This is a genomic window from Streptomyces musisoli, from assembly GCF_016741855.1.
Classification (GTDB): domain Bacteria; phylum Actinomycetota; class Actinomycetes; order Streptomycetales; family Streptomycetaceae; genus Streptomyces; species Streptomyces musisoli.
This window is the reverse complement of sequence record NZ_JAERRH010000039.1, coordinates 1-22,418: the sequence shown is the minus strand read 5'-3', so window position 1 is coordinate 22,418 and position 22,418 is coordinate 1. Positions and strand designations below refer to the sequence as shown.

General features: G+C 68.5%; 17 protein-coding genes and 4 pseudogenes. 12 read left to right on the top strand and 9 right to left on the bottom strand.

The window, feature by feature from the left end; all coding sequences use genetic code 11:
- Positions 1 to 53 precede the first annotated feature (53 nt).
- Entirely contained in the window at positions 54 to 254 is a 201-nt protein-coding gene (locus JK361_RS38835) for a hypothetical protein (RefSeq protein WP_201827500.1), read from the top strand.
- Positions 255 to 424: 170 nt separating this feature from the next.
- Here the strand turns inward: JK361_RS38835 and JK361_RS38830 are convergent, their stop codons facing one another.
- Positions 425 to 1,003: a GH25 family lysozyme gene (locus JK361_RS38830; protein WP_201827498.1), complete on the bottom strand. Its 579-nt coding sequence runs from the start codon at positions 1,001 to 1,003 to the stop codon at positions 425 to 427.
- A 406-nt stretch (positions 1,004 to 1,409) separates the two neighbouring features.
- Here JK361_RS38830 and JK361_RS41840 point away from each other — a divergent pair.
- Positions 1,410 to 1,559: pseudogene (locus JK361_RS41840) on the top strand (copper homeostasis protein CutC); the annotation flags it as partial.
- Positions 1,560 to 1,589: 30 nt separating this feature from the next.
- On the opposite strand, the pseudogene JK361_RS38825 reads toward JK361_RS41840, so the two are convergent.
- Positions 1,590 to 2,236 (bottom strand): annotated as a pseudogene (locus JK361_RS38825) (transposase).
- 693 nt (positions 2,237 to 2,929) lie between these two features.
- Here JK361_RS38825 and JK361_RS38820 point away from each other — a divergent pair.
- Positions 2,930 to 3,745 carry an SAM-dependent methyltransferase gene (locus JK361_RS38820; protein WP_201827496.1) on the top strand — a complete coding sequence of 272 codons (816 nt, stop codon included), beginning with the start codon at positions 2,930 to 2,932 and terminating at the stop codon, positions 3,743 to 3,745.
- 322 nt (positions 3,746 to 4,067) lie between these two features.
- Here JK361_RS38820 and JK361_RS38815 read toward each other — a convergent pair whose 3' ends face one another.
- Together JK361_RS38815 and JK361_RS38810 are read right to left on the bottom strand one after the other, a co-directional pair.
- The gene (locus JK361_RS38815) at positions 4,068 to 4,412 is read right to left on the bottom strand and encodes a hypothetical protein (protein ID WP_201827494.1); all 345 of its coding nucleotides are present in this window, start codon (positions 4,410 to 4,412) and stop codon (positions 4,068 to 4,070) included.
- 666 nt (positions 4,413 to 5,078) lie between these two features.
- Entirely contained in the window at positions 5,079 to 5,681 is a 603-nt protein-coding gene (locus tag JK361_RS38810; protein WP_201827510.1) for a hypothetical protein, read from the bottom strand.
- Positions 5,682 to 6,288: 607 nt separating this feature from the next.
- Between JK361_RS38810 and JK361_RS38805 the strand changes: the two genes are divergently transcribed.
- Complete coding sequence (locus tag JK361_RS38805) at positions 6,289 to 10,167, top strand: nSTAND1 domain-containing NTPase (protein WP_201827492.1); 3,879 nt, start codon at positions 6,289 to 6,291, stop codon at positions 10,165 to 10,167.
- Between the two features lie 480 nt (positions 10,168 to 10,647).
- Here the strand turns inward: JK361_RS38805 and JK361_RS38800 are convergent, their stop codons facing one another.
- The gene (locus JK361_RS38800; RefSeq protein WP_201827490.1) at positions 10,648 to 11,169 is read right to left on the bottom strand and encodes a serine integrase family protein; all 522 of its coding nucleotides are present in this window, start codon (positions 11,167 to 11,169) and stop codon (positions 10,648 to 10,650) included.
- A gap of 339 nt (positions 11,170 to 11,508) precedes the next feature.
- On the opposite strand from JK361_RS38800, the gene JK361_RS38795 reads away from it, so the two are divergent.
- From JK361_RS38795 to JK361_RS38785, 3 genes and pseudogenes are all read left to right on the top strand, one after another.
- Positions 11,509 to 11,784: a hypothetical protein gene (locus tag JK361_RS38795; RefSeq protein WP_201827488.1), complete on the top strand. Its 276-nt coding sequence runs from the start codon at positions 11,509 to 11,511 to the stop codon at positions 11,782 to 11,784.
- Between the two features lie 1,693 nt (positions 11,785 to 13,477).
- Positions 13,478 to 16,111 carry a phospholipase A2 gene (locus JK361_RS38790; protein ID WP_201827486.1) on the top strand — a complete coding sequence of 878 codons (2,634 nt, stop codon included), beginning with the start codon at positions 13,478 to 13,480 and terminating at the stop codon, positions 16,109 to 16,111.
- A 628-nt stretch (positions 16,112 to 16,739) separates the two neighbouring features.
- Positions 16,740 to 16,991: pseudogene (locus JK361_RS38785) on the top strand (aminoglycoside phosphotransferase family protein); the annotation flags it as partial.
- Between the two features lie 178 nt (positions 16,992 to 17,169).
- On the opposite strand, the gene rpsN reads toward JK361_RS38785, so the two are convergent.
- Positions 17,170 to 17,475: a 30S ribosomal protein S14 gene (gene rpsN / locus JK361_RS38780; protein WP_201827484.1), complete on the bottom strand. Its 306-nt coding sequence runs from the start codon at positions 17,473 to 17,475 to the stop codon at positions 17,170 to 17,172.
- Entirely contained in the window at positions 17,475 to 17,711 is a 237-nt protein-coding gene (rpmB, locus tag JK361_RS38775; protein WP_201827482.1) for a 50S ribosomal protein L28, read from the bottom strand. The genes rpsN and rpmB overlap by 1 nt, the downstream gene beginning before the upstream one ends.
- An 85-nt stretch (positions 17,712 to 17,796) precedes the next feature.
- Between rpmB and rpmG the strand changes: the two genes are divergently transcribed.
- The 5 genes and pseudogenes from rpmG to JK361_RS38750 form a co-directional block, all read left to right on the top strand.
- Positions 17,797 to 17,961: a 50S ribosomal protein L33 gene (rpmG, locus tag JK361_RS38770; protein WP_201827480.1), complete on the top strand. Its 165-nt coding sequence runs from the start codon at positions 17,797 to 17,799 to the stop codon at positions 17,959 to 17,961.
- 5 nt (positions 17,962 to 17,966) lie between these two features.
- Positions 17,967 to 18,224 (top strand): type B 50S ribosomal protein L31, encoded by a 258-nt coding sequence (locus JK361_RS38765; protein WP_201827478.1) that lies wholly within the window; start codon positions 17,967 to 17,969, stop codon positions 18,222 to 18,224.
- Entirely contained in the window at positions 18,221 to 19,399 is a 1,179-nt protein-coding gene (locus JK361_RS38760) for a CobW family GTP-binding protein (RefSeq protein ID WP_201827476.1), read from the top strand. The genes JK361_RS38765 and JK361_RS38760 overlap by 4 nt, the downstream gene beginning before the upstream one ends.
- 36 nt (positions 19,400 to 19,435) lie before the next feature.
- Positions 19,436 to 19,675 (top strand): 30S ribosomal protein S18, encoded by a 240-nt coding sequence (rpsR, locus tag JK361_RS38755; protein ID WP_201827473.1) that lies wholly within the window; start codon positions 19,436 to 19,438, stop codon positions 19,673 to 19,675.
- Between the two features lie 54 nt (positions 19,676 to 19,729).
- Positions 19,730 to 20,113, top strand: a pseudogene (locus JK361_RS38750) (YibE/F family protein); the annotation flags it as partial.
- Between the two features lie 36 nt (positions 20,114 to 20,149).
- Here the strand turns inward: JK361_RS38750 and JK361_RS38745 are convergent.
- Both JK361_RS38745 and JK361_RS38740 read right to left on the bottom strand, forming a co-directional pair.
- Complete coding sequence (locus tag JK361_RS38745) at positions 20,150 to 20,893, bottom strand: TIGR03943 family putative permease subunit (protein WP_201827471.1); 744 nt, start codon at positions 20,891 to 20,893, stop codon at positions 20,150 to 20,152.
- A complete protein-coding gene (locus tag JK361_RS38740; protein ID WP_201827470.1) occupies positions 20,890 to 21,921 on the bottom strand; it encodes a permease in 1,032 nt (343 codons plus the stop codon). Before JK361_RS38740 ends, JK361_RS38745 begins: the two co-directional genes overlap by 4 nt.
- Positions 21,922 to 22,418: the final 497 nt, after the last annotated feature.

Here is a 22,418-nt window from a genome sequence, read left to right as displayed (position 1 = left end):
CGTGTGGATCAATCCCGGCACACGCAGCCGAGTGGGCCGCTTACTTCGACGCGGTGGAAGTGGCCTCCGACAAGGCGCAACACGTTCACAGGAACAACCGCGACGGCCTCGACGGCCGCCGTGATGCCGTCTACCGCTACGGGGAGCGCGGCGAGCAGGAGGCCGACGGCTATCTCTCGCTGTACCGCCCGATGCGCGCCGCGATGCTGGATCCGGCTGCTCTTCGGCGTCGGCCTCGGCCATCAGCGCGGTGAACACCCGCCCCCAGGTGCCGTCGACGGCCCACATCTTGAAGGCAATCGCGTCGATCACCTGGCGGTGATCCCGCCGCTCATCCGCCGGTTCGGTCGACGGACCGAGCGGGTGCGGTCAATGTAGATCTTGGTCGGGTTCGCGCTTGCGGAGCGCGCCAGCGTCCCGAAGGTTACTTCCTTTTGCCGTTGATGCCACCCGCGAACGCGACCAGCTCGGCCTTGGAGGCGAAGTTCCCTACGTTGGTGTCCAGAGGCTTGTCGGTGTACTGGTGAAACATCCATCCGGCCCGGACGTTGGGCTTGCCCGGGGTCACGCCGTACTCGGCGATCCAGAGGAAGTCACCGGCGTTGCCGGTCGTGTCCCGGTGGCGCCAGAAGTCCCGGTTGCAGTACAACCCGATCTTGTGGTTGGAGCCGCGCAACCGCTTGACCTCGGCGATGAAGGCATCTTTCTCCGCGCAGGTCGCCGCGGTGCCACTGGGGTTGGATTCCCAGTCGATGACCAGGAGGTCGTACTCGATGCTCACGGACCCCTCCACGAAGTGGGCCGCCTGTGCCTTGATGTGGCCCGGGTGCAGGAAGTGGTAGAAGCCGACGACCAGGTCCGCGGCACGGGCGTGCGCGGTCTGTTCCTTCTGCTTGGGGTTGACGTAGGAGCGGCCCTCAGTGCCCTTGATGAACGCGAAGCTGGTGCCGACGGTGGGGAAGTGCGCGTCCTGGAATGCGGAAACGTCGTAGCCCTTGATCATTACGTGGTCCTCCGATGCGTTGATCCGGAGGGAGCACCATGGCACGGCCGTACAGATGACGTCGCGCCTTGCCCAAGGGCGGCGACGACCTCGCGCCTCCACGACACCGCCGTTCCTGAACCCAGCGGATATCCGACCGCGAACAGGGCTGTGCTCCAAGCGCTCGGCGAGCACGACCAGGTCCACGGGCCCCGCTCACGCCGGTGGCCTTCACGGTCACCACCGTTCCTTGCGGGGATGTTCGCGGTGCTGCCGGTCCGGATACCCGACCTGCGCACGCTACTCCGGCACGGTGCGGTCCTTCACAGTCACTTCCACGATCTGTCCGGTGGCCGGATCGCGCAACTTGCGGGTGGTGACCCTTGTGCGAGGGGTTGGTGAGTCTGCGGTAGCGGATGAGGCTGCAGGCGAGTTGCGGCTCGAGCATGTGGCCGAGCTTCGGGCGGCTGGGATCGACGCGTTCCACATCGGCGGCGCGGCTCGCCAGAAGGGATGGGCAGGGGCGGTTTCGGCTGCGGTTGTTGGGGAGTGGCGGCGAGTTGTGGACGGGGGGTGAGGGGCTCAGGGTTAGGTTCTGTTTCTTTGGTCAGCGTCGGGTCCAGATGAGGATGCCCGCGAGGTGAAGCGCGGCCTGGTAGGCGATCGCGAGCTTGTCGGTTCGCGTGGCCAGGCCGCGCCACTGTTTGAGGCGGTTGATGCACCGCTCCACCGAGTTCCGCTGCTTATACACCGAGCTGTCGAAGCCGGGTGGGCGGCCGCCGAAGCGACCTCGCCGCAGGCGGTGTCCGACTTGGTCGGAAGGCTGCGGGATGACCGCTCGGATGCCCGACGCCGCAGGTGGCTGCGGATGGCGCGTGAGGAGTACGCGCGGTCGGCCAACGGCCAGGGGCCGGGTTCGAGGCCTGCCCGGACCCGTGCGAGGCACGCGGATACGGGACATCACCGTCTCGAAGGCGGGTGCATCACCAGCCTGGCCTGCGGTGACGGCGAAGGCCAGGGGCCTGGCACCTCCGTCTGCGGCCAGATACATCTGATCAGCCGTTTGTGAGCGGTCTGGAACGAGCCGAGCTCGTCGGCAAGGTCCCGCCAGGGCGAGTTGGTGCGGTACTTCCAAGCGATGGCCTCGAGAGTGCGGCGATGGTCGGCCCAGCGTCGCCCGCGGACCGGATCCGCCGGCATCAGCGGCTCGATCCGGTCCCACATCGCGTCGGTGATCACTAATCGGACGGTCACATCCGATCAACTGACCGACCCATCAGAGAGACACGCGCTAGCGGTTCGGGCGACTACGCCTACTACGCCGACATCGCCCCCTAAAAGGGTGGCCTCCCCCTGCCCGGCCTCTCCTCCGCGCAGTGGCTCGACGGCGCTCGTCCGGCAGCAGCCACCGCATACACGGTCACCGGCGGCCCACGACGGCCGCACGTACTCCGCCCCCTCCCACAACAGCGCCACGAGAAGGTGACAACGGACCGGAACCGCGCCGTACGACGCACCGGCATCAAGATGCCCGGCATCGGCGCACCGGTGCCGGCCCTTCGGCCAGATCAAACCCGCCGCGGCCGTATGCCGGGCGCACTCCACAGCCCCGAGCACCCCACGCGCACCTTTCCCGACCTGCGACACCGGTGGATGGGATCCGGGAGCCCACCAACCAGCCCCTGACCGACCACTACACCCGCCCCCTGAACAAGGAGGCGGTCATACAGCTCCTTGATCACCTGCGTGAGGGCTTCCGGAGCTGGGACACCTACTGGTGCCCTCCGCCGGGGGCATCCCGCACTTCGATCATCTCACCGTCCCGGATCCCGAGCAGGGGGTTGCTGCTCAGCTCGGGCAGGTGCTCGCCGAGTCTGACAGCTGTGTTCCGCCAATGCCCCAATGGATCGCCACAGATGTATCGACAGCGCTGTACGGTGGGGCGTCATGACGAAGTGGCAGCTGCTGAGCGCCGTGTCGAAAACGGCGCTGGCCGTGGCCCAGGTCCGCGCTGATGAGAGCGCAGCCGGCAACGCCTTGTTCGATGACCCGTATGCTGCAGCCTTTCTGGCCGCGTCGGGAGAGCCGATGCGACCGCACAGCCCCGGTCCGCTGGCGAAGATCCTGAGGGCCCAGACGGTGATCCGGACCCGCTTCTACGACGACCAGCTTCTGCGTTCCGGCTGCAACCAGGTGGTCCTGCTCGCAGCCGGGCTGGACACCCGCGCCTACCGGCTCCCCTGGCCGCGTGGGATCCGCTTGTACGAGCTCGACCTGCCGCCGGTCTTGGAGTTCAAGCACCGTGTGCTGGCGGCGGAGTCCGCCGTAGCGCGCTGCGACAGAACGGCCCTTCCCGTGGACCTGCTGCATACCGCCTGGGCCGATCGGCTGATCGACGCGGGGTTCAACCCGGCGCAGCCAACCGCCTGGGGCGTCGAAGGCCTGCTGGTCTATCTCACCGCAGAGGAGGCGGCCGGGCTGCTCACCACGGTCGGTGAACTGTCCGCCCCGGTCAGCCGGCTCGTCTTGGAGCGGGGACGCAGCGGGCAGACCGTTCTCGACGATCCGTCGGTCGCGCACATCACCTCGCTGTGGAAGGGCGGCCTGGGTTCGAGGACCGCCGACTGGCTCGGTGACCACGGCTGGCACACCCGGATCCATCCACTGGACGCCGTCGCTGACCAGTACGGCCGGCCAACAGCCAATCCGTCCGGCACTGGCTTCATCACGGCCATACGCGGCACGAGCCAAGCGTTGTCCTAGCCCACCGAGAGCCTGTTCCGGCCGGCCTGTTCCAGCCGGTTCACCGTGGTCTTTGGTCCGTCGGTCAGCGGCGAGCCCTCCCTGCTGTGTGCCGCCCCCGCCCCCGGCCTGCGCACAGCGGAGCCGGCCGGGCCGCGGCCGCCGAACGTGTGCTCATCCCGGCGAGCCTCGCCTCCGCGATGGCGCCCACCGTGCGGCACGCTGTCGGGGTTGCGCGTGCCGCCGGCAGCGCCCCCTGTCCTACGGGAGCCAGGAAGTGGGACGAAAGCCCAGTTGACGATTGCTGCGCGGCGCGGCGCACTCCGGCCGTCGTCGGGGCCGGTCAGCCGCAGCCGCGCCGCCAGTTCAAGCCGATGAAGGTGTGACGCAGGTTCACCTCGAAGTGGCAGAAGGCGGTGCCGTCGGCCTTGAGGTCGACGTACGAGTGGTGGGTGTCGGCGTACCAGGCCCCGGTCGCGTCGAAGATTCCGCGGTGGGTGAAGTCCGCGTGTGCCTCGCTGCTGGAGGCGAGGCAGCCGGTGGCGCGGTCTACGCCCTCGGTGGCCGACTTCCGCGACCAACCCGCATCCCACGGCTCACGGTTCCACTGCTGGGTGGCGCCGGCGCCCGCGCTCACGACGCGACCGCCTTCGGTGGCCCAGTGCGACGTCAAGTACAGGGCGGTCATGCGGATATGACAGCAGTCGTATATCTCGTTCCAGCTGGAGAGCCGATGCCGGCCGCTTTCGGTGTCTTTGATCCCGGCCCCTGCCGCGGTTCCACCGGCCCGGCCGAGCGGCGTCAGCCGCAACCTACCGAGCCGTGGCCTGCAGTCCACGCCGATCGAGACCTCCTGCTGTACGGCCATACCCACGGGCGGTGCGGGCAGTGAGCCCGTCAACCGCAGATCGCCACAGGAGCGGTCGGCCCGTGCCCCCTCGCCGGCCGCGGACGCCGGAACGGCCGCGAAGGAGAGCAGAACGGCGACGAGCACTGAGCGACAAGCGATTCGGATATGCACGTCTCGTTTCTTTCCTCAGCTGCTGACTCAGTCCGATGCCCACGAGCGGCCCCCTGTGAGGGCTCGTGCGCAGTACGTCCGTGATCTGCCCGGCAGACCGAGGAAGCACAAGGGCCCGTCTCTCCCATCGAGACGGAGTTCATACCTCACCAGCAACTACTCGACCGCGCACGTCCCTTGGAACAAAACTTCTGAGCCAATCCGCTACATTCTCGGCGCGCCGCATTCCTAGTGAAATACACAATGGGCTCCGTCAGCGCGCTTCGACCCCCGAGGATCACCGCCGGCCACAGACCCCGCGTATGCGAGCCGGATGGGCCGCGGGCTTTCGGGTCAGCGTCGGTAGAGTTGCCACATGGCGAGTTCGTCGTCGTGCGCGCGCAGGCGTTCGACGGCCTCCATGGGGGTGCGCTGTTCGGTGAGCTCGTAGAAGAAGAACAGCGGGGCGAACACGCTCGCATAGCCGAACGGGCCGCCCCGAGGGGCGATATAGATGCTGGCGCCGGCGTCGAGGAAGGCCTCGGCGAGCGCAGGCTCTCCCGTGTCGCAGCCGGTGACGAGAGTGACACTGCCTGGCAGGTGGAAGTGCTCGCGTACTCGGTCCGGTCCGACGGCACCGTTGAACGGCTGGAACCTGGCCAGTTCGTCGGCGACGTCTTCCATCAGGATGCGTCCCTCGTCGCCGTGGCAGGACACGATCACATAGGGCGCGATCGGTCTGGTGCCGTCCAGCGCCGCCACCAGGTGGCGAGGCTGGCCGACCCGCAGATAGTTCACATGGACGCCGAAGACTTCCAGCCCGTCCCGCAACGGATGCGCGAACCCGCCCTCGATGTCGATCAGGTCGATCTCGGTCCAGGCCAGCCGACCGGCCTGGACCTCGCGCACGCGCGACGGACGCTGAGTCGCCAGCCACTCCCGTTCTTCTTCGTGCATCACTCGGCCAAGATGCCACGGCCACAGCCGTCTACACCGCTGATCACAAAATTGCGGTCAGGGCCACCCCGCCGCTGGGCAGCCGAGCGGCCCCTGGCCTGGATCATGCACGTCCGTCGGCATGCACGGCTATAAACGACTCAGTCATCCCGCGAACGGATCAGAAGTAGACATACAGGTAGAACAGACCGCCGGTGTGCGGCCCCCTGCACTGATAGGGCCACCCGTAGTCGAACTGATAGCGCCTTTCGGCGTCCCCGCAGATGCCCCGCGTCGCTGCGGTTTGGCCGATAAAGTGCCACGACGCCGCAGCGCTGCTGCTCTGCGCTGTAGCCGTGATTGCCTCAGCGCTGCCGCTCTGCGCGGCGGCCGTAGGTACCAGGCTGGATCCAGTGAGACCTGGCCGGGATGGCTGGGCGGCGCCTGCCGGCAGCACAGGCTGTGCCAGAAGTGCCGGACGGACGGATGAGCGGACACAAGCTGCGTCTCCACTCCACCGAGGCCGATCTACGTCGAATCACCGTCACCCCAGTCCCGACGTGGCCGCAAGAAGAGGGAGGCTTGCCACTTCCTCGGCCTTTCACCACCGATTTCAACGGGCTTCGCGTTGTTCGTCAGCCCTCTTCGGTCGCCGAACAATGACTCGATGGCGTCTGCCGGCGCCGGAGTGACCTTGCGTAGGTTGGCCGCTGGTCCGTGTCTCGGTGCCGAAGGAGATGAGACGGTGGCGGGTCGGCGCGAGCTGCCGGTGGATCCGGCCGCGGGGCCGGTGCAACGTTTCGCGCAGGAGCTGCGCAAGTTGAGGCAGGAGGCCGGCGGCCTCACCTACCGGGTCATGGCTCAGCGCGTGGGGTATTCGGTTACCACCCTGTCCCAGGCGGCGGCGGGCCAGAAGGTGCCCTCCTGCGAGGTGACGCTGGCCTACGTGCGCGCCTGCGGCGGGGACGAGAACGAGTGGCGGGAACGCTGGCGGAAGACGGCCGCACAGGCGGCGGCCGTACCCCGCGAGGGCTCTGCCCCGCCCCCCTATCGCGGCCTGGCCCGCTACGAGCCGGTGCATGCCGAGCTGTTCTTCGGCCGTGAACGACTGACCGCCCAGCTGCTGGACGTGGTCCGCGGCCGCCGTTTCACCGCCGTGTTCGGCCCGTCCGGCAGCGGCAAGTCGTCCCTATTGCGTGCCGGACTGATTCCCCGGCTCCGCGAAGCTGTCGACCCGGCCCTGCGTCCGGCGGCGATCCGCGTCCTGACTCCGGGTGAGCACCCGGTGACTACCCACGCGCCCCGCCTGGTCCCGGTGCCGGACACGGACGCGGACACCTGGCTGATCGTGGACCAGTTCGAGGAGCTGTTCACCCTCTGCCGGGACGCGGCCGAACGCACCGACTTCCTCGACCGGCTGCTGGCCGCCCGCGCCCCCGGCAGCCGGCTGCGCGTGGTCGCCGCTGTCCGGGCGGACTTCTACGGCCACTGCCTCGAACATCACGGTCTCACCCAGGCGCTGCGGAATGCCACTGTTCCGGTCGGACAGATGAGCCGTGAAGAACTGCGGGAGGCGATCGTCAGGCCGGCCGCTGCGACCGGGCGTCTCGTGGAGCGCTCGTTGACCGCCCGGCTGCTGGACGAGGTCGAGGGCGAGCCGGGCGCGCTGCCGATGTTGTCGCACGCGCTGCTGGAGACCTGGCGTCACTGCACCGGCCGCGCACTGACCGAGACCGCTTACGAAGCCGCCGGTACCCTGCACAGTGCGATCGCCAAGACAGCCGAAGACGTCTACAACCGCTTCACGGAGAGCGAGGCACACACAGCCCGCTGTCTCCTGCTGCGCTTGGTCACCCCTGGCGACGGCACCCCCGACACCCGCCGGCCCGCAGAACGCGCCGAGCTGCATGCCACCAGCGGTCAGGAGGCCACCCGGGTTCTGCATGCCCTGTCCGCAGCGCGCCTGCTCGTCCTCGACGACGACGCCGTTGACCTGGCCCACGAGGCACTGCTGACAGCCTGGCCCCGGCTGCGCGGCTGGATCGAGACCGACCGTGAACGGCTCCGCGCGCACCGGAGACTGACCGAAGCCGCCCGCACATGGGACGAGCTCGGTCGTGACCCGGGGGCTCTGTACCGGGGCACCCTCCTTCTCACCGCGCAAGAACACTTCGTGGGCGGGTCCGCGCTGGACCTGACCGTTCTGGAACACGATTTCCTCGTCGCCTGCCTCACCGCACGCGAGCGGGAACAACACCTCGCGGCCTGTACCGCCCGGAAACTGCGCCGGTCCGCCGCCGCTCTGTCCATCCTGCTCGCCCTGTCCCTCATCGCCGGCCTGACCGCATTTCGCCAGAGCCAGTTCTGGAAGCGGGAGCAACTGCGGGCCGAGGCACGCCGTATCGCAGCGGTGGCCGACGGCATACGTTTCGAGGACCCGAAGAGAGCCATGCTGCTGAGCGTGGCCGCATGGCGGTTGGCGGATCTTCCCGAGACGCGATCGGCACTGCTCGCCGCGGCGTGGCAGAAGGAGGAGGACGCTTTCACCGTGTCCGACGGTGATCCGGCCGCAGGTCAGTTCCTCGACCTGGACGGGCGGACCGTGGTCAGCACCGGAAGGCACCAGGTGAGGCAATGGGATGTGTCGACGCATCGGCAACTGGCCTCCTACGCAGGCCTTGGACCATACGCTGACGACTATCCCGAGGTGAGCGCCGAGTCGGGCACTGCCGTGCTGAACAGCGACAGCGGCGTGCGACTGTGGAACCTGGCCGAGGGCAGGCCTACAGGCCGGCCGCCGGTCCGCGCGGCTGTGGGGCAGATGAGCCCCAGCGGGCGGACCGTCATCGTCTACGGTGCGGATCACAGCGTGCAGCTGAGGGAAATCGCCAGTGGCCGGCTGCTCCTGGAGCGGCGTGCCGGTGCCGCCGACGGCCCTGTCCGGGGCAAGGCGAGCCCTGATGACCGTTTGCTGGCCTTGTGCCGCGGCAGTTCCGCCCGGCTGGAGGTGTATGACACGAACAGTCGGCGGGAACTGACCGCTACGCAGTTGTCGAAAGCCCGATCCGGATGCCGCGGCCTGCAGTTCTCCTTCAGCCAGGACAGCAGGGCGCTGCTGACCCTGACCGCGGAGAAGATTCAGGTGTGGCAGGTGTCCTCGGGCAAGCTCCTCCATACCGTCGGGCACCCGGGGACCGTCGAAGCGGTCCTGAGCCCGGACGGGCAGTTCCTGGCGGCCATCGACACGGACGAGATCCTCGTCTGGCGCGTCACGGGCCCCGTCGGTCCGGTGTTCCGTCACTCCCTCGTCGATGAGACGGCCAGCTCACTGCGCTGGGCCCCCGGCGGCCGCACGCTCCGCTATCTCGCAGGCCTCCACGCATCTACGGTCAGAACTCTCCGTCTCGGCCCTGTCGTGGACTTCGTCCGGTCCCGCCGACCGCACATGGGGGCGGCTTTCAGCAAAGACGGCAATGTTCTGGCCACTGTTCACTCCTCCCCCGACGGTGACACCGTCTTTTTTGGGTTCCGTGACCTGCGCAGCGGCCGCCTGCACCGCGCTGACATGCACTGTCCCGCCACCGCGGCGGGGCCGGACGCCGGTGGGCGCTGTCACAGCCTTGTCGCACTCACCCCGGACGGACGGACACACGTGTACGGCGTCAGCCGCGCGACCGGTTCCCGTCAGCGGACAACCCTCGTCGTCGGGGGCGCTCAGGAGAGCAGGGAGCTGGACATCGCGGCCTTCGGCACGATGACGAAGCCCGTCCGGGACATCGAGGTGAGTCCGGACGGGCGGCTTCTCTATCTCCCGCGCTCCCAAGACGACCACATGGTGACCGACGCCCAGTTCATCGCCGACGAACAGCGCCTTGAGATCTGGGACCTGCACCTTGGGAAAAGGGTCCGCGTCCTCCCCGGCGTGGGAGGAGATCTCCTCGCGCTGCGACCGGACGGCAGGTTGCTCGTCACCTCTTCCGGGCAAGTGGTCGATCTCCCCTCCGGACGGATCACGCGCCGTGTGCTGAGTCAGGACACGATCCGGGCCTTGGCCTTCAGCGACGACGGGAAACACCTCGCGGTCGGTGACGCAGCCGGTCGGGTCACCGTCTGGGACGACCGGGTAAGGCGTCGGACGTTCTTCGCCGCCACCAGGGGCGGTATCGCAGAGAGCACCAGGGCGGTTTCGGCCCTGGCGTTCTCCCCCGACGGCCGCACGCTGGCAGCCGGGTCCCGCGACACCATTCAGTTGTGGGACACGGCTTCACCTCAGCAGTACGGCTTCTCGCTGCCCGGTACCGGTGACGCGCCCTTGTCCATGGCGTTCACCCCCAACGGAGGAAAGCTCAGCACAGCAGGGAGCCTCACTCCCCTGTACACGTACGTGACAGACCCCCGCTGGGCAGCCGACCGGACATGCCGACGCGCCGGACGGACCCTCTCGCGCGCCGAATGGAAAGCCATCCTTCCCCGCATCCCGTACAGGAGTGTGTGCCAGGAGCAGTGAGCCGGCCGCCACATCCTCGTAGACCGCGATCCTCATGGTGTGCGCAGGCTCGCGGTCGGCTGCCTGGAATAGCAGGGTCATGGACGTAAGGCGTGTAGCTCTCGGCCTGTTTCGACCGAAACAGGTTGAAGCCCCCACGTCGTCCAGTCGAACTGAGGTGAGGCATCCATCAGATGCGCCACGTTGTTTAACAACCTCGTGCACGGCAGCAGTGAGGCGTGCGGGTGGTGCCGATGAAACGGTTCACCGGACCGGTCACCGCAGCGGCGCCGCGCTGAGCGGAGCGCTCACGACGGCCGGGCCACATCGCGGTAGCAGCTGCTCCCCCTCGACCACTCCCCGGGCGGTGCGGTCTCCTCACGCTGCCGCATTCGTGACGGCGGGAGTACGGCGAGCGGCCCAGCTCCGGCCGGCTCGGCCCTGTTCTCCCGAAGCAAGGTGAAGTGACAAGTAGCGCTCTGTAATCGGAGCGTCGCTCGGTCAGTGACGGGGTCCGGTGGCTTCGCCGGCCTGGAGGGTGGCGAAGTCGGCGTGGGCCTGCCCGACGGCTTCGGGGTATGCCTCGCGCTTGGCGTGTTCGGCGAGCGCCCGGTAGATGCTGGCCACCGAAGGGTTCTGTCCCTTGCGCTTGCCGCTGGGGACGAACAGTTCGGGCTGGATCTGTTCGACGTACTCGCCGAGCGCCCGGCGCCGCAGCACGGTGTGGAGCATGTCGTCGGTGATGACCGGGTGCCGGCCGCCGTGCCTGCCCTTGCGGGCCGCGGTGTCGAGCCCCTCCCACGTGGACTGCCGGATGTCCAACGTGGACTCCCGGATGTTGTCCCGCTCGGTCTCCGCCATCGCCGCGAAGAACGCGAACAGCAGCTTCCCCGGCTCGGTGGGGTCGTAGATGTGGGGCAGGGGCCCGGCGAGCACGAGATGAAGCGGCTCGGCCGCGACGCCGCCGAACTCACCGTCCTGGCGGACCACCTCACCGCCCACGGCCTGTTCCTGGAGATGCACGGTGGAGATGACCCGGCAGTGCGGGGCGTGGGCCTTGACCTTCCGCGCCGTCCGCAGCGCTTCCTCGAACTTGGGCCGTACGCGGACCCGGGTGCTGATCTTCTCCCGGACCGGACGAGCAACCTACGCCCCCGCCATCCCCCGGGGAGATCGCGTCCGGCCATTGTTCGGCCGCCTGACCAGGCCTGCCAAACAATGCCGCGGCCGCTGAACCTGATGAGGCAAGCGCACAGGGCTTCCCGGACGCCGAGCGCGTCCACCTGGGCGCTGCGGATCACCCCTGGCCGGGCAGCGGTCGGGGAGATCACCGACATCGACCATTTCGCACAGAGGAGAAGAATGCGTACTCGACTCGCTTTCACCGGGGCCACCGTCGCCGCCGCCCTGCTCATCGGCGGCACCGCCGCCACCGCCGCGCAGGCAGTCCCTGCATCTCCCCAGACCAGCACGGCATCGACGCTCGTGGCGGGGCCCCTCTCGTACACCGACGTCGGTACCTACAAGACCTATTCGGCGTGCCGCGCGGACGGGAAGGCCTCCATCTACTCCGACTGGTACTGCAAGCCGAGCACCACCACCACCAACTGGCACCTCATGGTGAACCTGAACTCGTAGGCGCTGACCGCCCGGGCGTCTGGCCGGGCCGGGCAGTCCGGCCCGGCCACCTGGCCAGGCCTGCCGAACATTGCCGCTGCCGCTGAAAGTGGGGTGCGGCCGGCGCCCGGACGATCCTTTCCGGGCGCCGACCGCGTCCACCTGGGCGCTGTGCTGTCACCATGAAGCGGAAGCGGTGACGTGCCCCGGCCGGGCAGGCCCTCGCGACAGCAGGGCCGGTGTCGAAACCGGCCGCTGTGCCGAGAGGTTCTGCCCAGCTGCCTCAGCCAGCCGAGGTGACACAGCTGCCTTGACGGCGCGCTTCTCCGACTGGGTGGGGCAGCGAACCATGCACGTGTGCGCCGCCCATGCGGTCGGTCCAGTGCTGCACACGGCATCCGCAGCCCCGGGGGGGGCGACGGGCACGGCGCGATCGATACCAGACGGTCCTTCGACGGTCCATTACTGAGGTTGTAGGCGTGACGTCGTCGGGGGCTGACGGATGGTGACGGTCGCAGCAGCGCCCAGACCTCGATCAGGTCCTCCAACTCCCACTCCTGCCGCACACCAGGCTCCTCCCGTACCAGGTAGGTTGCGAGTTTTGTGGACGCAGCCATAGCAGGGTCGGTCGGAGCGCTCGGTGGTGCTGCGCTGGGTGCAGCCGGAGCTTGGGGAGCCGCACTGATTGCCTTTCGGGCAGCGAAGTACCAAGCAGATCGGCAAGCCGACTCACAACATCACCAGTGGCTGAGGCAGGACGAGCGTCGTCCGCCATTTTGTGAGGCCGGGACGCGACCGGAGCGTGCGGCCGGTCCCGTACGTAAGTAGCGCACGCTGGGGCCGTTTCGAGTAGCGCGTCGGGTACTGAGGCGAAGGTGGTCTGACGTAGGTCGACCTCGGTGAAATGGATTCGCAGCATGCACGTGACGATGCCAACCCTTTTGGCTACGGCTGAAAGGCCTGGTGGTTGTCGCTGGCCGGCGGCAGCATCGTCAGCAAGGCGCGAGGCGGTGGGGCTTGGAGGGCACTCAGCTGCCCGCCCCTTACAGGCTTCAAGTCCCCAGTCCGGGCGCGGAAGGAGGAAGGGTCGCACTATTTCTGCCAGCTGAGCGTCCCCGTGGCGTAGGTGATCGTCGCAAGGCCGGTCTCACCAGGTCTTCCGCGCCACAGGTACTGTCGCTGAGCGGTCGGGCAGGAAGGCGATCAGGAAGACCCTCCTCTTTGTCGCACGGGGTGGCAGGCAGAACTACAGCGCTTGCCGAGGCCGTTCACGGACAGGAGGAGTGGTTTTGCGGTACCGCTCCAAGAAGGTCGCGGGAGTTGCCGCGGAGCGGGGCTGCCCGGGGGCGGTGGGGTCGGGAATCATGTCGCCTTGCTCACGGCGGTTATGGCGTTCCACCGGGTGCTGCTGAGCAGGCCGAGCAGGTCGTGTCTGCCCGCGCAAGTGTGCCGAACCTGTCGTTCGTCAGCGCTATTCGGCCGGGCGCATCACCGGTGGGGTTCGTGGAGGCAGCAGCCATGGTGGGTTTGGAGATCGGTCAGGGCGCTTTGTGCTGAGCGCCCTCGCTGGAGAGGAATAGGGAGTGGTCGAGTGTTTGGGATGAGACGTTCCAGGCGGTTATCCGTAGCTTGCGCGTTAAGCGTGCTGGCGGGACTGGTCACCACGACGGCAGTCCACGCGAGCTCTGCTCCGCAGCCGTCTTCGCTACCGGTCTTGGCACGTACCGTCGTCGACCGCACTGAGACGTCGACGACGTATCGGCTCGCTGACGGCCGGACCGTCACCGAGTTGCACTCCGCACCGATACGGGTGCGACGGGCCGGTGGCGCGTGGGCCGACATGGACACGGCGTTGGTCGAAGAGAGCGGCGCCGTGCGGCCCAGGGCTGCTGTGGGCGACACGAGGTTCTCCGCCGGTGGCAAGGGAGCTTTCGCTCGCCTGAGGCTCGATTCCGGCCGTCTCCTGGAGCTGGGCTGGAACGGTGAGTTGCCCCGGCCCGTCATCAAGGGCAGCAAGGCCGTCTACCGGGGTGTCGTCGCAGCCGGTGCTGGAGATCTGGTCGCTACCGCCCTGCCGGCCGGGCTGCGCTTCGACGTTGTGCTCAACCGCAGACCGACCGGTCCCGTCGAGGTGAAGGTCCCCGTGACCGCCAAGGGACTGACGCTCGGCGAGGCCGACGGAGGACGGCTGAGCATCCAGGCCGGCGACACGGTCCTTGCCACCTCCTCCGCGCCAGTGGTGTACGACGCGCGCTCCCCCCATGCCCGCGCCCAGCGCGAAAACAAGCGACAGCGCGGCAGCCAAGCCAGCCAGGCCCGCACCGGGAACATCACAGCCACCCTCGCCGACGCCGCTGGCGGCGGCAAAACCCTTCTGCTCAAGCCGTCGGCCGCCTTCCTGGCCGATCCGGCCACCACCTACCCCGTGACCGTCGACCCGTCGGTTGTCCTGCCACTGAGCAACGACACCGACGTCAACAGCGTCTTCGACGGCAACAACATATCCGGCAGCTATCTGAAGGCCGGAACCGAAGCGGACGGCGAAAAGGCCCGCACCTACCTGCGCTTCGACACCCGCGGCCTGAAAACCCCCACCAAGGCCGTTCTCAAGCTCACCAACCTCGACGCACCTGCCTGCGGCCCCGCCGTATCGGCGGGCATCCAGGCTCGCCGTGTCACCAGCCACTGGGACGCCACCACCCAGACCTGGGCCCCGCAGCCCACCAGCACCACCGAAGACGCCGTCGTCTCCACCGAGGGCTCTCAGCTCGGCGCCTGCGGCAGCGGCACCATGACCTGGGACATCACCGCCATGGTCGCCAAGTGGGCAGCGGGCACCGCCAACCACGGCCTGGTTCTGCAGTCCCCGACCGAGACCGCACAGGCCAATTACCGCGTCTTCGCGGCCGCAGAGAACACCGACGGGCTGGCTGCACCGGTTCTTGAGGTGACCTCGGACGAGGTGATCACCCCCGGGGAGGGGGAGGACCCCGCCGACCCGGGGCCGGCGGACTTCAAACCCGGGCACGTCGACCCTCCGACCGGCAACTGGATGACGTCCGCCATCGACCTGTCCGACGACGGCCTCCTGGTGACCCGCAACCACACCGCCGGGCAGCGCCTCGACGTCGCTCGTCCCAACGAGCAGGTGCTCGGCCCCCTCTGGCAGCTGGAGCCCCTGGGTGGTGTGCTAGGCCACCGGCTCAAGGACTACAGCGCCAACGGCTACGTCGAGATCGCCCTCAACGTCGGCACCGAGTCCTACCGGTTCCAGGCCAACCCCGACGGCACCTTCGCCTCGACCGACGGTGGCGGCACGCTGGTGAAGAACGCCGACGGCACGTTCACGCAGACCCTGCAGGACGCCGACATCGCCTACACCTGGTCGAAGATCGGCCAGGAATACCTGGTAACCGCCATCGGCAGCCGCAGTGATGGCAGGCAGGCCGTCCAGTACGACGCCAGCGGGCGGTTCAGCCGCATCCTCTCGCCCCCCGCAGCGGAGGACTGCGTAAGCACGCCTGCCGCCTGCTCCACGGCAACCTTCCAGTACGCCACGACGACGACCGCGACCGCCTCGGTCCTCGGTGATATAGCCGGGCAGCTCAAGGCAATCGTCTACGACGCCGTCGGCGACCCCGTACCGGTAACGGCCATCTCGTACCAGTACGACGCCGCCAAGCGACTGCGCAAGGCCGAGGACACGCGTCAGGCCGACGGCGATCCTGTGCGCCAGTTCACCTACACCTACGACTCCCAAGGGAACATCAAGAATCTGACCACAACAGAGGACGGCACCTGGACGCTTACCTATTCGGGTCCGGGCAAGATGACGTCCGCCGTCGCCGCTCCCACGACTTTCGGCGCCACGGCCGGCGCCGAGTCATGTCCCGCGCCTTACGCCTCCGACTACCTGCTGCGCGGGAAGTGCAGAGTCCGGGTCGATGTGGAGGAGGACTCCGCGGTGAAGGTCTTCCGTACTCCCTTCTGGAAGGGAACCCTCACCGGTGGCTCGGTCATGGGCATTACCAACGACGGCTGCACCATCGTGCCCAACAGCCCCATGAGCGGTGTCAGCTTCAAGGTCGCCTGTGACGCCCACGACTACGGATACGGCCTCATCCGCAACCGGAAGAACGGCGAGAGCAACGGCCTGCGCTATCGCCCGTCTCAGCGCACGGCCGTCGACGCCGTGTTCTACACCATCCTCAAAGAACGCATCTGCGCCGCCGTCACGGGCTACGACATCGGCCCCCGGGGCATGCGCTTCTCCCGAAGGGCCAAGTGCTACGACTGGGCCCGCACCTACTACAACGGCGTGCGCGCCTGGGGTAACAGCGCCATCTGACCCGCGCCAACAGCGGCCTGCGTGAGCCCTCTCGGTCCCACGCAGGCCCCGTAGTTGATGAGGGGTCACGGCCGCGGGGTGGGGCCCTGTGGTTCTCCTAGATGCCTATGAAACGGCCCAGTCGCTGGCGCAGTGTGTGGCGGTCGGTGTTCGTTGCGAGGTCGGTGTAGGGCAGTGGCTCGAGGCCACGGCCGAATTTCAGCATGGCCTGTTCGACGGTCTTCTTGCCGAGCCCGGTGGCGGGGCGAGCTGCGAAGGCGCGTGTGGTGTTCAGTTAGAACAGGGCTGCGTACCAAGAGACAGTGTCTGTCATGACACCGGTTCCAAAAGAGCCGCAACACCATGACCGAGTGGGGGTCGCTCCGGCCTACTGGGGGCCCCTCCCGGGCAGCCGCCAGCCCGCGAGCGGAGCCGCCCTGCACACTGCCGGGTTTGGCCTTCTCCTCAAGAGGGCCGGAGACCGCCGGCCTGGGCCGGCCCCCGACCCGTGGCCGTTGCCGCCGGAGCCCTCGGCCGGCCGGAAGGCGATCTTTTCCGGGTTCGGATTCCGGATGATGTCCCCGACAACGTGCGGGCTGCCCTCACCGCGGCCGGACGTGTGTGCGTAGCCGACTATCAGGAGAACGACATGAAGCATGCAGAACTGCGTCGTGCCATCGAGGCGGCCCGGGCGACCTCCACGGAGCTGGGCCTGCGTGCGGACGACGTGGTCGTCGTCCACGACTCGGACCGCGTCGCGCTGCGCCTGCTACCGTTCGACGTGCTGGCCCGGGTCGCGCCGCCGGGGCAACTGGCCGACTCCGCGTTCGAGGTCGAGGTGGCCAACGCTGCCCCGGGTACGCTCAGAAGACCTTCGACCTGTCCTCGCTTGCGGGCAAGACGGTCACCCTCAAGTTCAACGGCGTGGAGGATTCCTCCCTCCAGACGAGCTTCGTCGTGGACGACACCGCCCTGACGACCCGCTGATCCGCCTGAGGTGAGCACCCGGTCCCGCACGCGGAAGCCGTCCGCGTGCGGGACACTCGGCGTTCATCCGCAGGCTCGGGAGGTTCAGCGGGTCACCAACTGCTCTTCGTCACGCCGGGCAACTCGCCCGCGTGGGCCATCTCGCGTACTCGGATGCGGGACAGGCCGAAGGCGCGCAGGTGGCCGCGTGGACGGCCGTCCACGGCGTCGCGGTTGCGCAGCCGAGTGGCGCTGGCGTCACGGGGCTGGCGCCGCAGTTCCCGCTGGGCTGCAGCGCGTTCGTCGTCTGACGTGTCGGGAGAGGCGATGACCGCCTTCAGCGCGGCGCGGCGCACCGCGTAGCGGACCACGACGAGACGCCGCCGCTCACTTTTCGCGATCTTGCTCTTCTTGGCCATCAGACCTTCCCTCCTCGGGCGCGGACGCGAGCGACGGCGGCCTCGACGCCGATCACGTCGACTGTCTTGACGCCCTTGGCCGACAGGGTGAGGCGGACGTGGCGGCCTTCGCTCGGCAGCCAGTAGCGCTTGCGTTGGACGTTCGGGTCGAAGCGGCGCTTGGTGCGCCGGTGGGAGTGGGAGATGCGGTGACCAAATCCGGGCTGCCGGCCGCTGAGTTGACAGTGGGCTGACACAGGGACTCCTCCTTCGTGGGGGCAACGGGGAATCACCTTAACAGGAAGATGAAAATGAAAATCAATAGCGTGTAGTGTGTCGGTCATGGCACGCAACGAACTCCGTCCCGTCATCAAGGTGCGCTCCGCCGCAGGCACGGGCTACACCTACGTGACCCGCAAGAACCGCCGAAACGACCCGGACCGGCTGACGCTGCGCAAGTACGACCCGGTCGTCGGCCGTCACGTCGACTTCCGAGAGGAGCGCTGAAAGACGTGACGTCCGGAATCCATCCCGAGTACCGCCCGGTCGTCTTCCGTGACCGGGCCGCCGACTTCGCCTTCCTCACCCGCTCGACAGCCACCAGTGACAAGAACATCGAGTGGGAGGACGGCAACGTCTACCCGGTCATCGACGTCGAGATCTCCTACGCAAGCCACCCCTTCTACACGGGCCCCCAGCGAGTCCTGGACACCGCGGGGCGTGTGGAGCGCTTCGAGCGGCGCTACGGCGGCGGACGGAGCAAGGAATGAGCGGGCAGCGCTCCTGGCTGGCGGTCGCCATCGTCGCCGGGCTGCATGTGGACGCCCGGCGGGCCGCGGTCGAGGAGATCCTCCATACGGTCCCCGGCTCGGTCGCGCTGCACCATGACCTGACGTCCGCCGTCGATGGCACGGTGCACCGGACGGTACGCGCTTGCGACGGTCTGCTGAGCAGTGGTGACGCCCCCTTGGTGAACGACTGCGCGTGCTGCGCCCTGCGTGAGGACCTGGTGCCCGAACTGCTGAGGCTCGCCAGCGAAGGCGGGTGTCGGCTAGCCGTCGTGGAACTATGGGACTCCGTCGAGCCCCAGGCCATGGCCGCGGTCATCGCCGGAGCCGGCGCACCTCTGGTGCTGACCGGAGTCGTCACCGCGGTCGACCCGGCCCTCGTCCTGCCGTACCTCTCCAACGGCGACGACCTGACCGAGGTGGGGCTGGCCGCCGCACCGAACGACCAGCGCACCGTCGGCGACACCTTCGCACGGCAGTTGGAGTACCCGACCTTGATCGCATTGGCCGAGGAAGGATCCTGCGGTGAGGACGTGGTGTGCGCCGACGACGCCGATCACGCGCTGCTCGACCAGCTCACCCCTGGCGCGCGGAAGGTGCCCGGAGCGAGCGGTGAGCTGGGGGCCGCCCTGTTTGCAGGCTTCGACGTCACAGCGGCTGCCGCGCGCGTCCATCCGGCGTGCGCGCTGCTTCCGCAGGAGTGCGACGAACACGGCGTGAGCACCTTCGTCTGGCGCGGCGAACGGCCCTTCCATCCAGGACGTCTCTTCACGGCGTTGGAGGACCTGACCTGCGCCGCCGCCCGCAGCCGAGGTCGATTCTGGCTGGCGGACAGGCCCGACACCCTGCTGTCGTGGGACGCGGCGGGCGGCGCGTTGTGTGTGCAGCCGGCCGGTCCCTGGCTGGCTGCCCTTCCCGACGCCGCCTGGGAGATGGTGCCCGCCGAGCGCCGTCTCGCCGCCTCCGTGGCCTGGCATCCCGAACACGGGGACCGCTGCCAGTACCTGACCTTCACCTCGCCCGGCCTGGACCGCGACGGTTTGTCGGCCTTGCTCGACTCCTGCCTGCTCACCGACGAGGAGTACGCGGCCGGCCGGGATCGCTGGACACAGCTTTCGCACGCCTTCGACAACCTGCTCGACCCAGTGACCCCATAGACAGCGACCCAACAGACAGAGAGGACCTGTCCCTCCGTGTCCCGGAACAGGAACACCGCACCACGGACCACCAAGCCGCGCGTCAACCCACTGGACGCCGCCGGCGTCACCTGCGTCGATTACAAGGACACCGACCTGCTGCGGAAGTTCATCTCCGACCGTGGCAAGATCCGCAGCGGGCGGATGACCCATGTGACACGTCGGCAGCAGCGGCAGCTGGCGCAGGCCATAAAGAACGCACGGGAGATGGCACTCCTGCCCTACTGCTCCCGGTAGGCCGCCGTGGACATGCGCCCGGTCCCGCGCCTCGCGGGACCGGGCGCTGAGATGACCTCTGCTGTCTGGGAGCTTCACGAGGCCAATGCGTCGATGGGCTGGCGCGGGCTGTACCGGGCCGGCATCCGCATCGGCCGCGACCACATCGCGTCCGTCGTCAACACCCTCGTCCTCGCCTACGCCGGCGCCACGCTGCCGCTGCTGCTGCTCTTCTCGATCGACCAGAGCAGCGTGACGACCGTGGCCAACAGCGAGCCGGTGGCGGAGGAGATCGTGCGCACCCTGGTCGGCTCGGTCGGCCTCGTCGCCTCGGTGCCGGTCACCACCGTCCTGGCCGCACTCGTGGTCTCGGCCGACCGGCCGGGACGGCGGGCGGCAAAGGCGACAGCGGGCACGGTCACGGTTGCGGGCCGGGGCCGGCGGCGGCGAAAGCGTTGAGAGCATCCCTTCGAGCGCGCCCGCACACAGCCTGGCTCATCGCGTGAGGACGAGAGGCAGGGAGTCGGTGTAGAAATTCACCGGTTTGGCGACCTTTTTTACGGAACGGGCGTCGAGGGCGGCGGGTGCAGAGCTGGTACCGAGTGTTCCGCCCGGATGCCAGGTGCCGGTGACGGCCACCCAGGTATTGGTGGGCGGGGCGGCGCTGTAGATCCGTACCTTCACGGACTGGGCGTCGGCAGCACAGCAGGAGACGATGATCCGCGTCAGGTACCAGCTGCCGTCCTGCTTGCCGCCGGTGACAAGCCCCGTCATCCGCACCGTTCGGTTCTTGATGGCTCGCGTGTGGTCCTGCTGCACGCGGGCGGTGAAGTCCGAGAGCGTGATGGGCAGGGGTGAGGTCGCGGGCAGCGGGTCGAAGCTGTCCTGGTGTGTGATCGCTTTGGGGGTCTCGCGGGAGGCGGTGTACGCGCCGAGCGCGGGCGGCGCGTAGAGCAGCAGGCTCAGCGCGGGGAGGAACAGCAGCCAGGCGCTACGGGGTGCGCCGCTGTGGGGGTGCCCGTGGCCGTCACCGTGGTCCGTGTGGTCCTCGTGCCCGCGCCCTCGCCCGTACGCCACCGCGTCCGCGACAGCGAGGAGGATCAGCAGGACGCCGGAGGCGATGAGCAGGGGGCGCATCCCTTCTTTGACGTACCGCAGGTACAGGTCGGTGAAGAGGGCGGCGCGCAGCAGGCCGATACCGGTGAGGAGGAGCAGGGTCGCCGGAAGCATGCGTCTCACAGCAGTGTTCCTCCGATAAGGGCGCTGGAAAGGACCGCCACGGCCACCGTGGCGGCGGAGAACCGGACGGCGAAGGCCCGGCCGAAGGTGCCTGCCTGCAGGGCCATCAGCTTCAGATCGACCATCGGACCGACCACCATGAACGCAAGTCTGGCGATGGGCGAGAAGCCGCTCAGTGAAGCCGCGACGAACGCATCTGCTTCCGAACACACCGCCAGCACGATCGCCAGGGCTGCCAGGAACAGCACCGACAGCCAGGGTGAACCGGAGAAGGTGTCCAGCACGGAACGGGGTACCGCCACGTTGAACGTGGCTGCCGCCATCGCGCCCACCACCAGGAAGCCGCCCGCATGCAGGAAGTCGTGCTGGAAACCGGTTTGAAACTCCCGCCAACGGCTGCCGCCCGTCTGATGCCCACTGTGCCGCGCGGCCGGGCGTAGCCACTCGGCCCGCCCCAGCCACAGCCACAGCCAGCCCATCACCGTCGCCGTGCCCAGCGAGGCCAGCAGCCGGGCGGCGACCATGGCAGGCTGTCCCGGGAAAGCGACCGCGGTGGCCGTCAGCACCACCGGGTTGATCGCGGGAGCCGACAGCAGAAACGCGAACGCGGCCGCAGGCGTCACACCCCGCCCGATCAGACTGCTCGCCACCGGCACCGACGCACACTCGCAGCCCGGAAGCACAGCTCCCGCCACCCCGGCCACCGGAACAGCGAGCACCGGCCGGCTCGGCAACACACGGCTGAACACCCGGGCAGGTACGAACGCGTTGATGGCACCGGACAGAGCCGTGCCCAAAAGCAGGAAGGGCAGCGCCTGCACGGTCACGGCGAGACAGACGGTCCGCCACGCCTGCATCGCCGGCATCTCCATCCACCGGCCACCCACGTAGAGCACCGTGCCGGGAACGATGGCCGCCCCCAGCAACAAGACCCAGGACCGGCGCCAGACGGGAGCGGCGTCATCAATTGCCGCTCTGTCCGCGTCGTCGGCCTCGGCCTCCAGGGCCCGCACTTCAGCACTCTGCATCTCAGCTCCGCCCGTCACATGTCCGGGTCAACATAGCGGGCCCGACCATCGTGGAATCCCATGGCTGCGGACAGGGCTGCAGAGTGCCGTTGTGCCTAGGTGCCGAGGGCGCTCCCGGATCGTCCTCCGCCCATAACCCGCGCGCCGGCACGCAGACCTCATAGGCGTGAGGTGACGCACGGCCAGCGCCAAGGTGCGGTCCCCCTGACGCCCGGCGCGGCGGGCATCACCACCGTCGCTGCCGTGTCGCCGCAGGTCGTCCGCTGCACTCCCAGGACGCTGCGGCGACCCGCGGGATGCTCGACCAGCGGCTCCGAAAGGTCTGCGGCCGCTACGGCGTCTCCCCCGCCGCCCGCAGGTGACGGCTTGAGTGCACGCCGACGCGAACGGTCAGGCGCATCGTTTACTCGGAGTGTGAGCGCTTCCACGGGCCCGCCGTGGGGCCAGCCGTGAAGCCACGCAGCCGGTTCGGCATAGGACGCCGTCGGCAACTGCGG

What these genes read in the sequence shown, in the direction of transcription:
- JK361_RS38830 (WP_201827498.1), bottom strand. Translation starts at nt 1,003, where the DNA reads ATGATCAAGGGCTACGACGTTTCCGCATTCCAGGACGCGCACTTCCCC.
- JK361_RS38820 (WP_201827496.1), top strand. Translation starts at nt 2,930, where the DNA reads ATGACGAAGTGGCAGCTGCTGAGCGCCGTGTCGAAAACGGCGCTGGCC.
- JK361_RS38815 (WP_201827494.1), bottom strand. Translation starts at nt 4,412, where the DNA reads ATGACCGCCCTGTACTTGACGTCGCACTGGGCCACCGAAGGCGGTCGC.
- JK361_RS38810 (WP_201827510.1), bottom strand. Translation starts at nt 5,681, where the DNA reads ATGCACGAAGAAGAACGGGAGTGGCTGGCGACTCAGCGTCCGTCGCGC.
- JK361_RS38795 (WP_201827488.1), top strand. Translation starts at nt 11,509, where the DNA reads ATGCGTACTCGACTCGCTTTCACCGGGGCCACCGTCGCCGCCGCCCTG.
- rpsN (WP_201827484.1), bottom strand. Translation starts at nt 17,475, where the DNA reads ATGGCCAAGAAGAGCAAGATCGCGAAAAGTGAGCGGCGGCGTCTCGTC.
- rpmG (WP_201827480.1), top strand. Translation starts at nt 17,797, where the DNA reads ATGGCACGCAACGAACTCCGTCCCGTCATCAAGGTGCGCTCCGCCGCA.
- JK361_RS38760 (WP_201827476.1), top strand. Translation starts at nt 18,221, where the DNA reads ATGAGCGGGCAGCGCTCCTGGCTGGCGGTCGCCATCGTCGCCGGGCTG.
- JK361_RS38740 (WP_201827470.1), bottom strand. Translation starts at nt 21,921, where the DNA reads ATGCAGAGTGCTGAAGTGCGGGCCCTGGAGGCCGAGGCCGACGACGCG.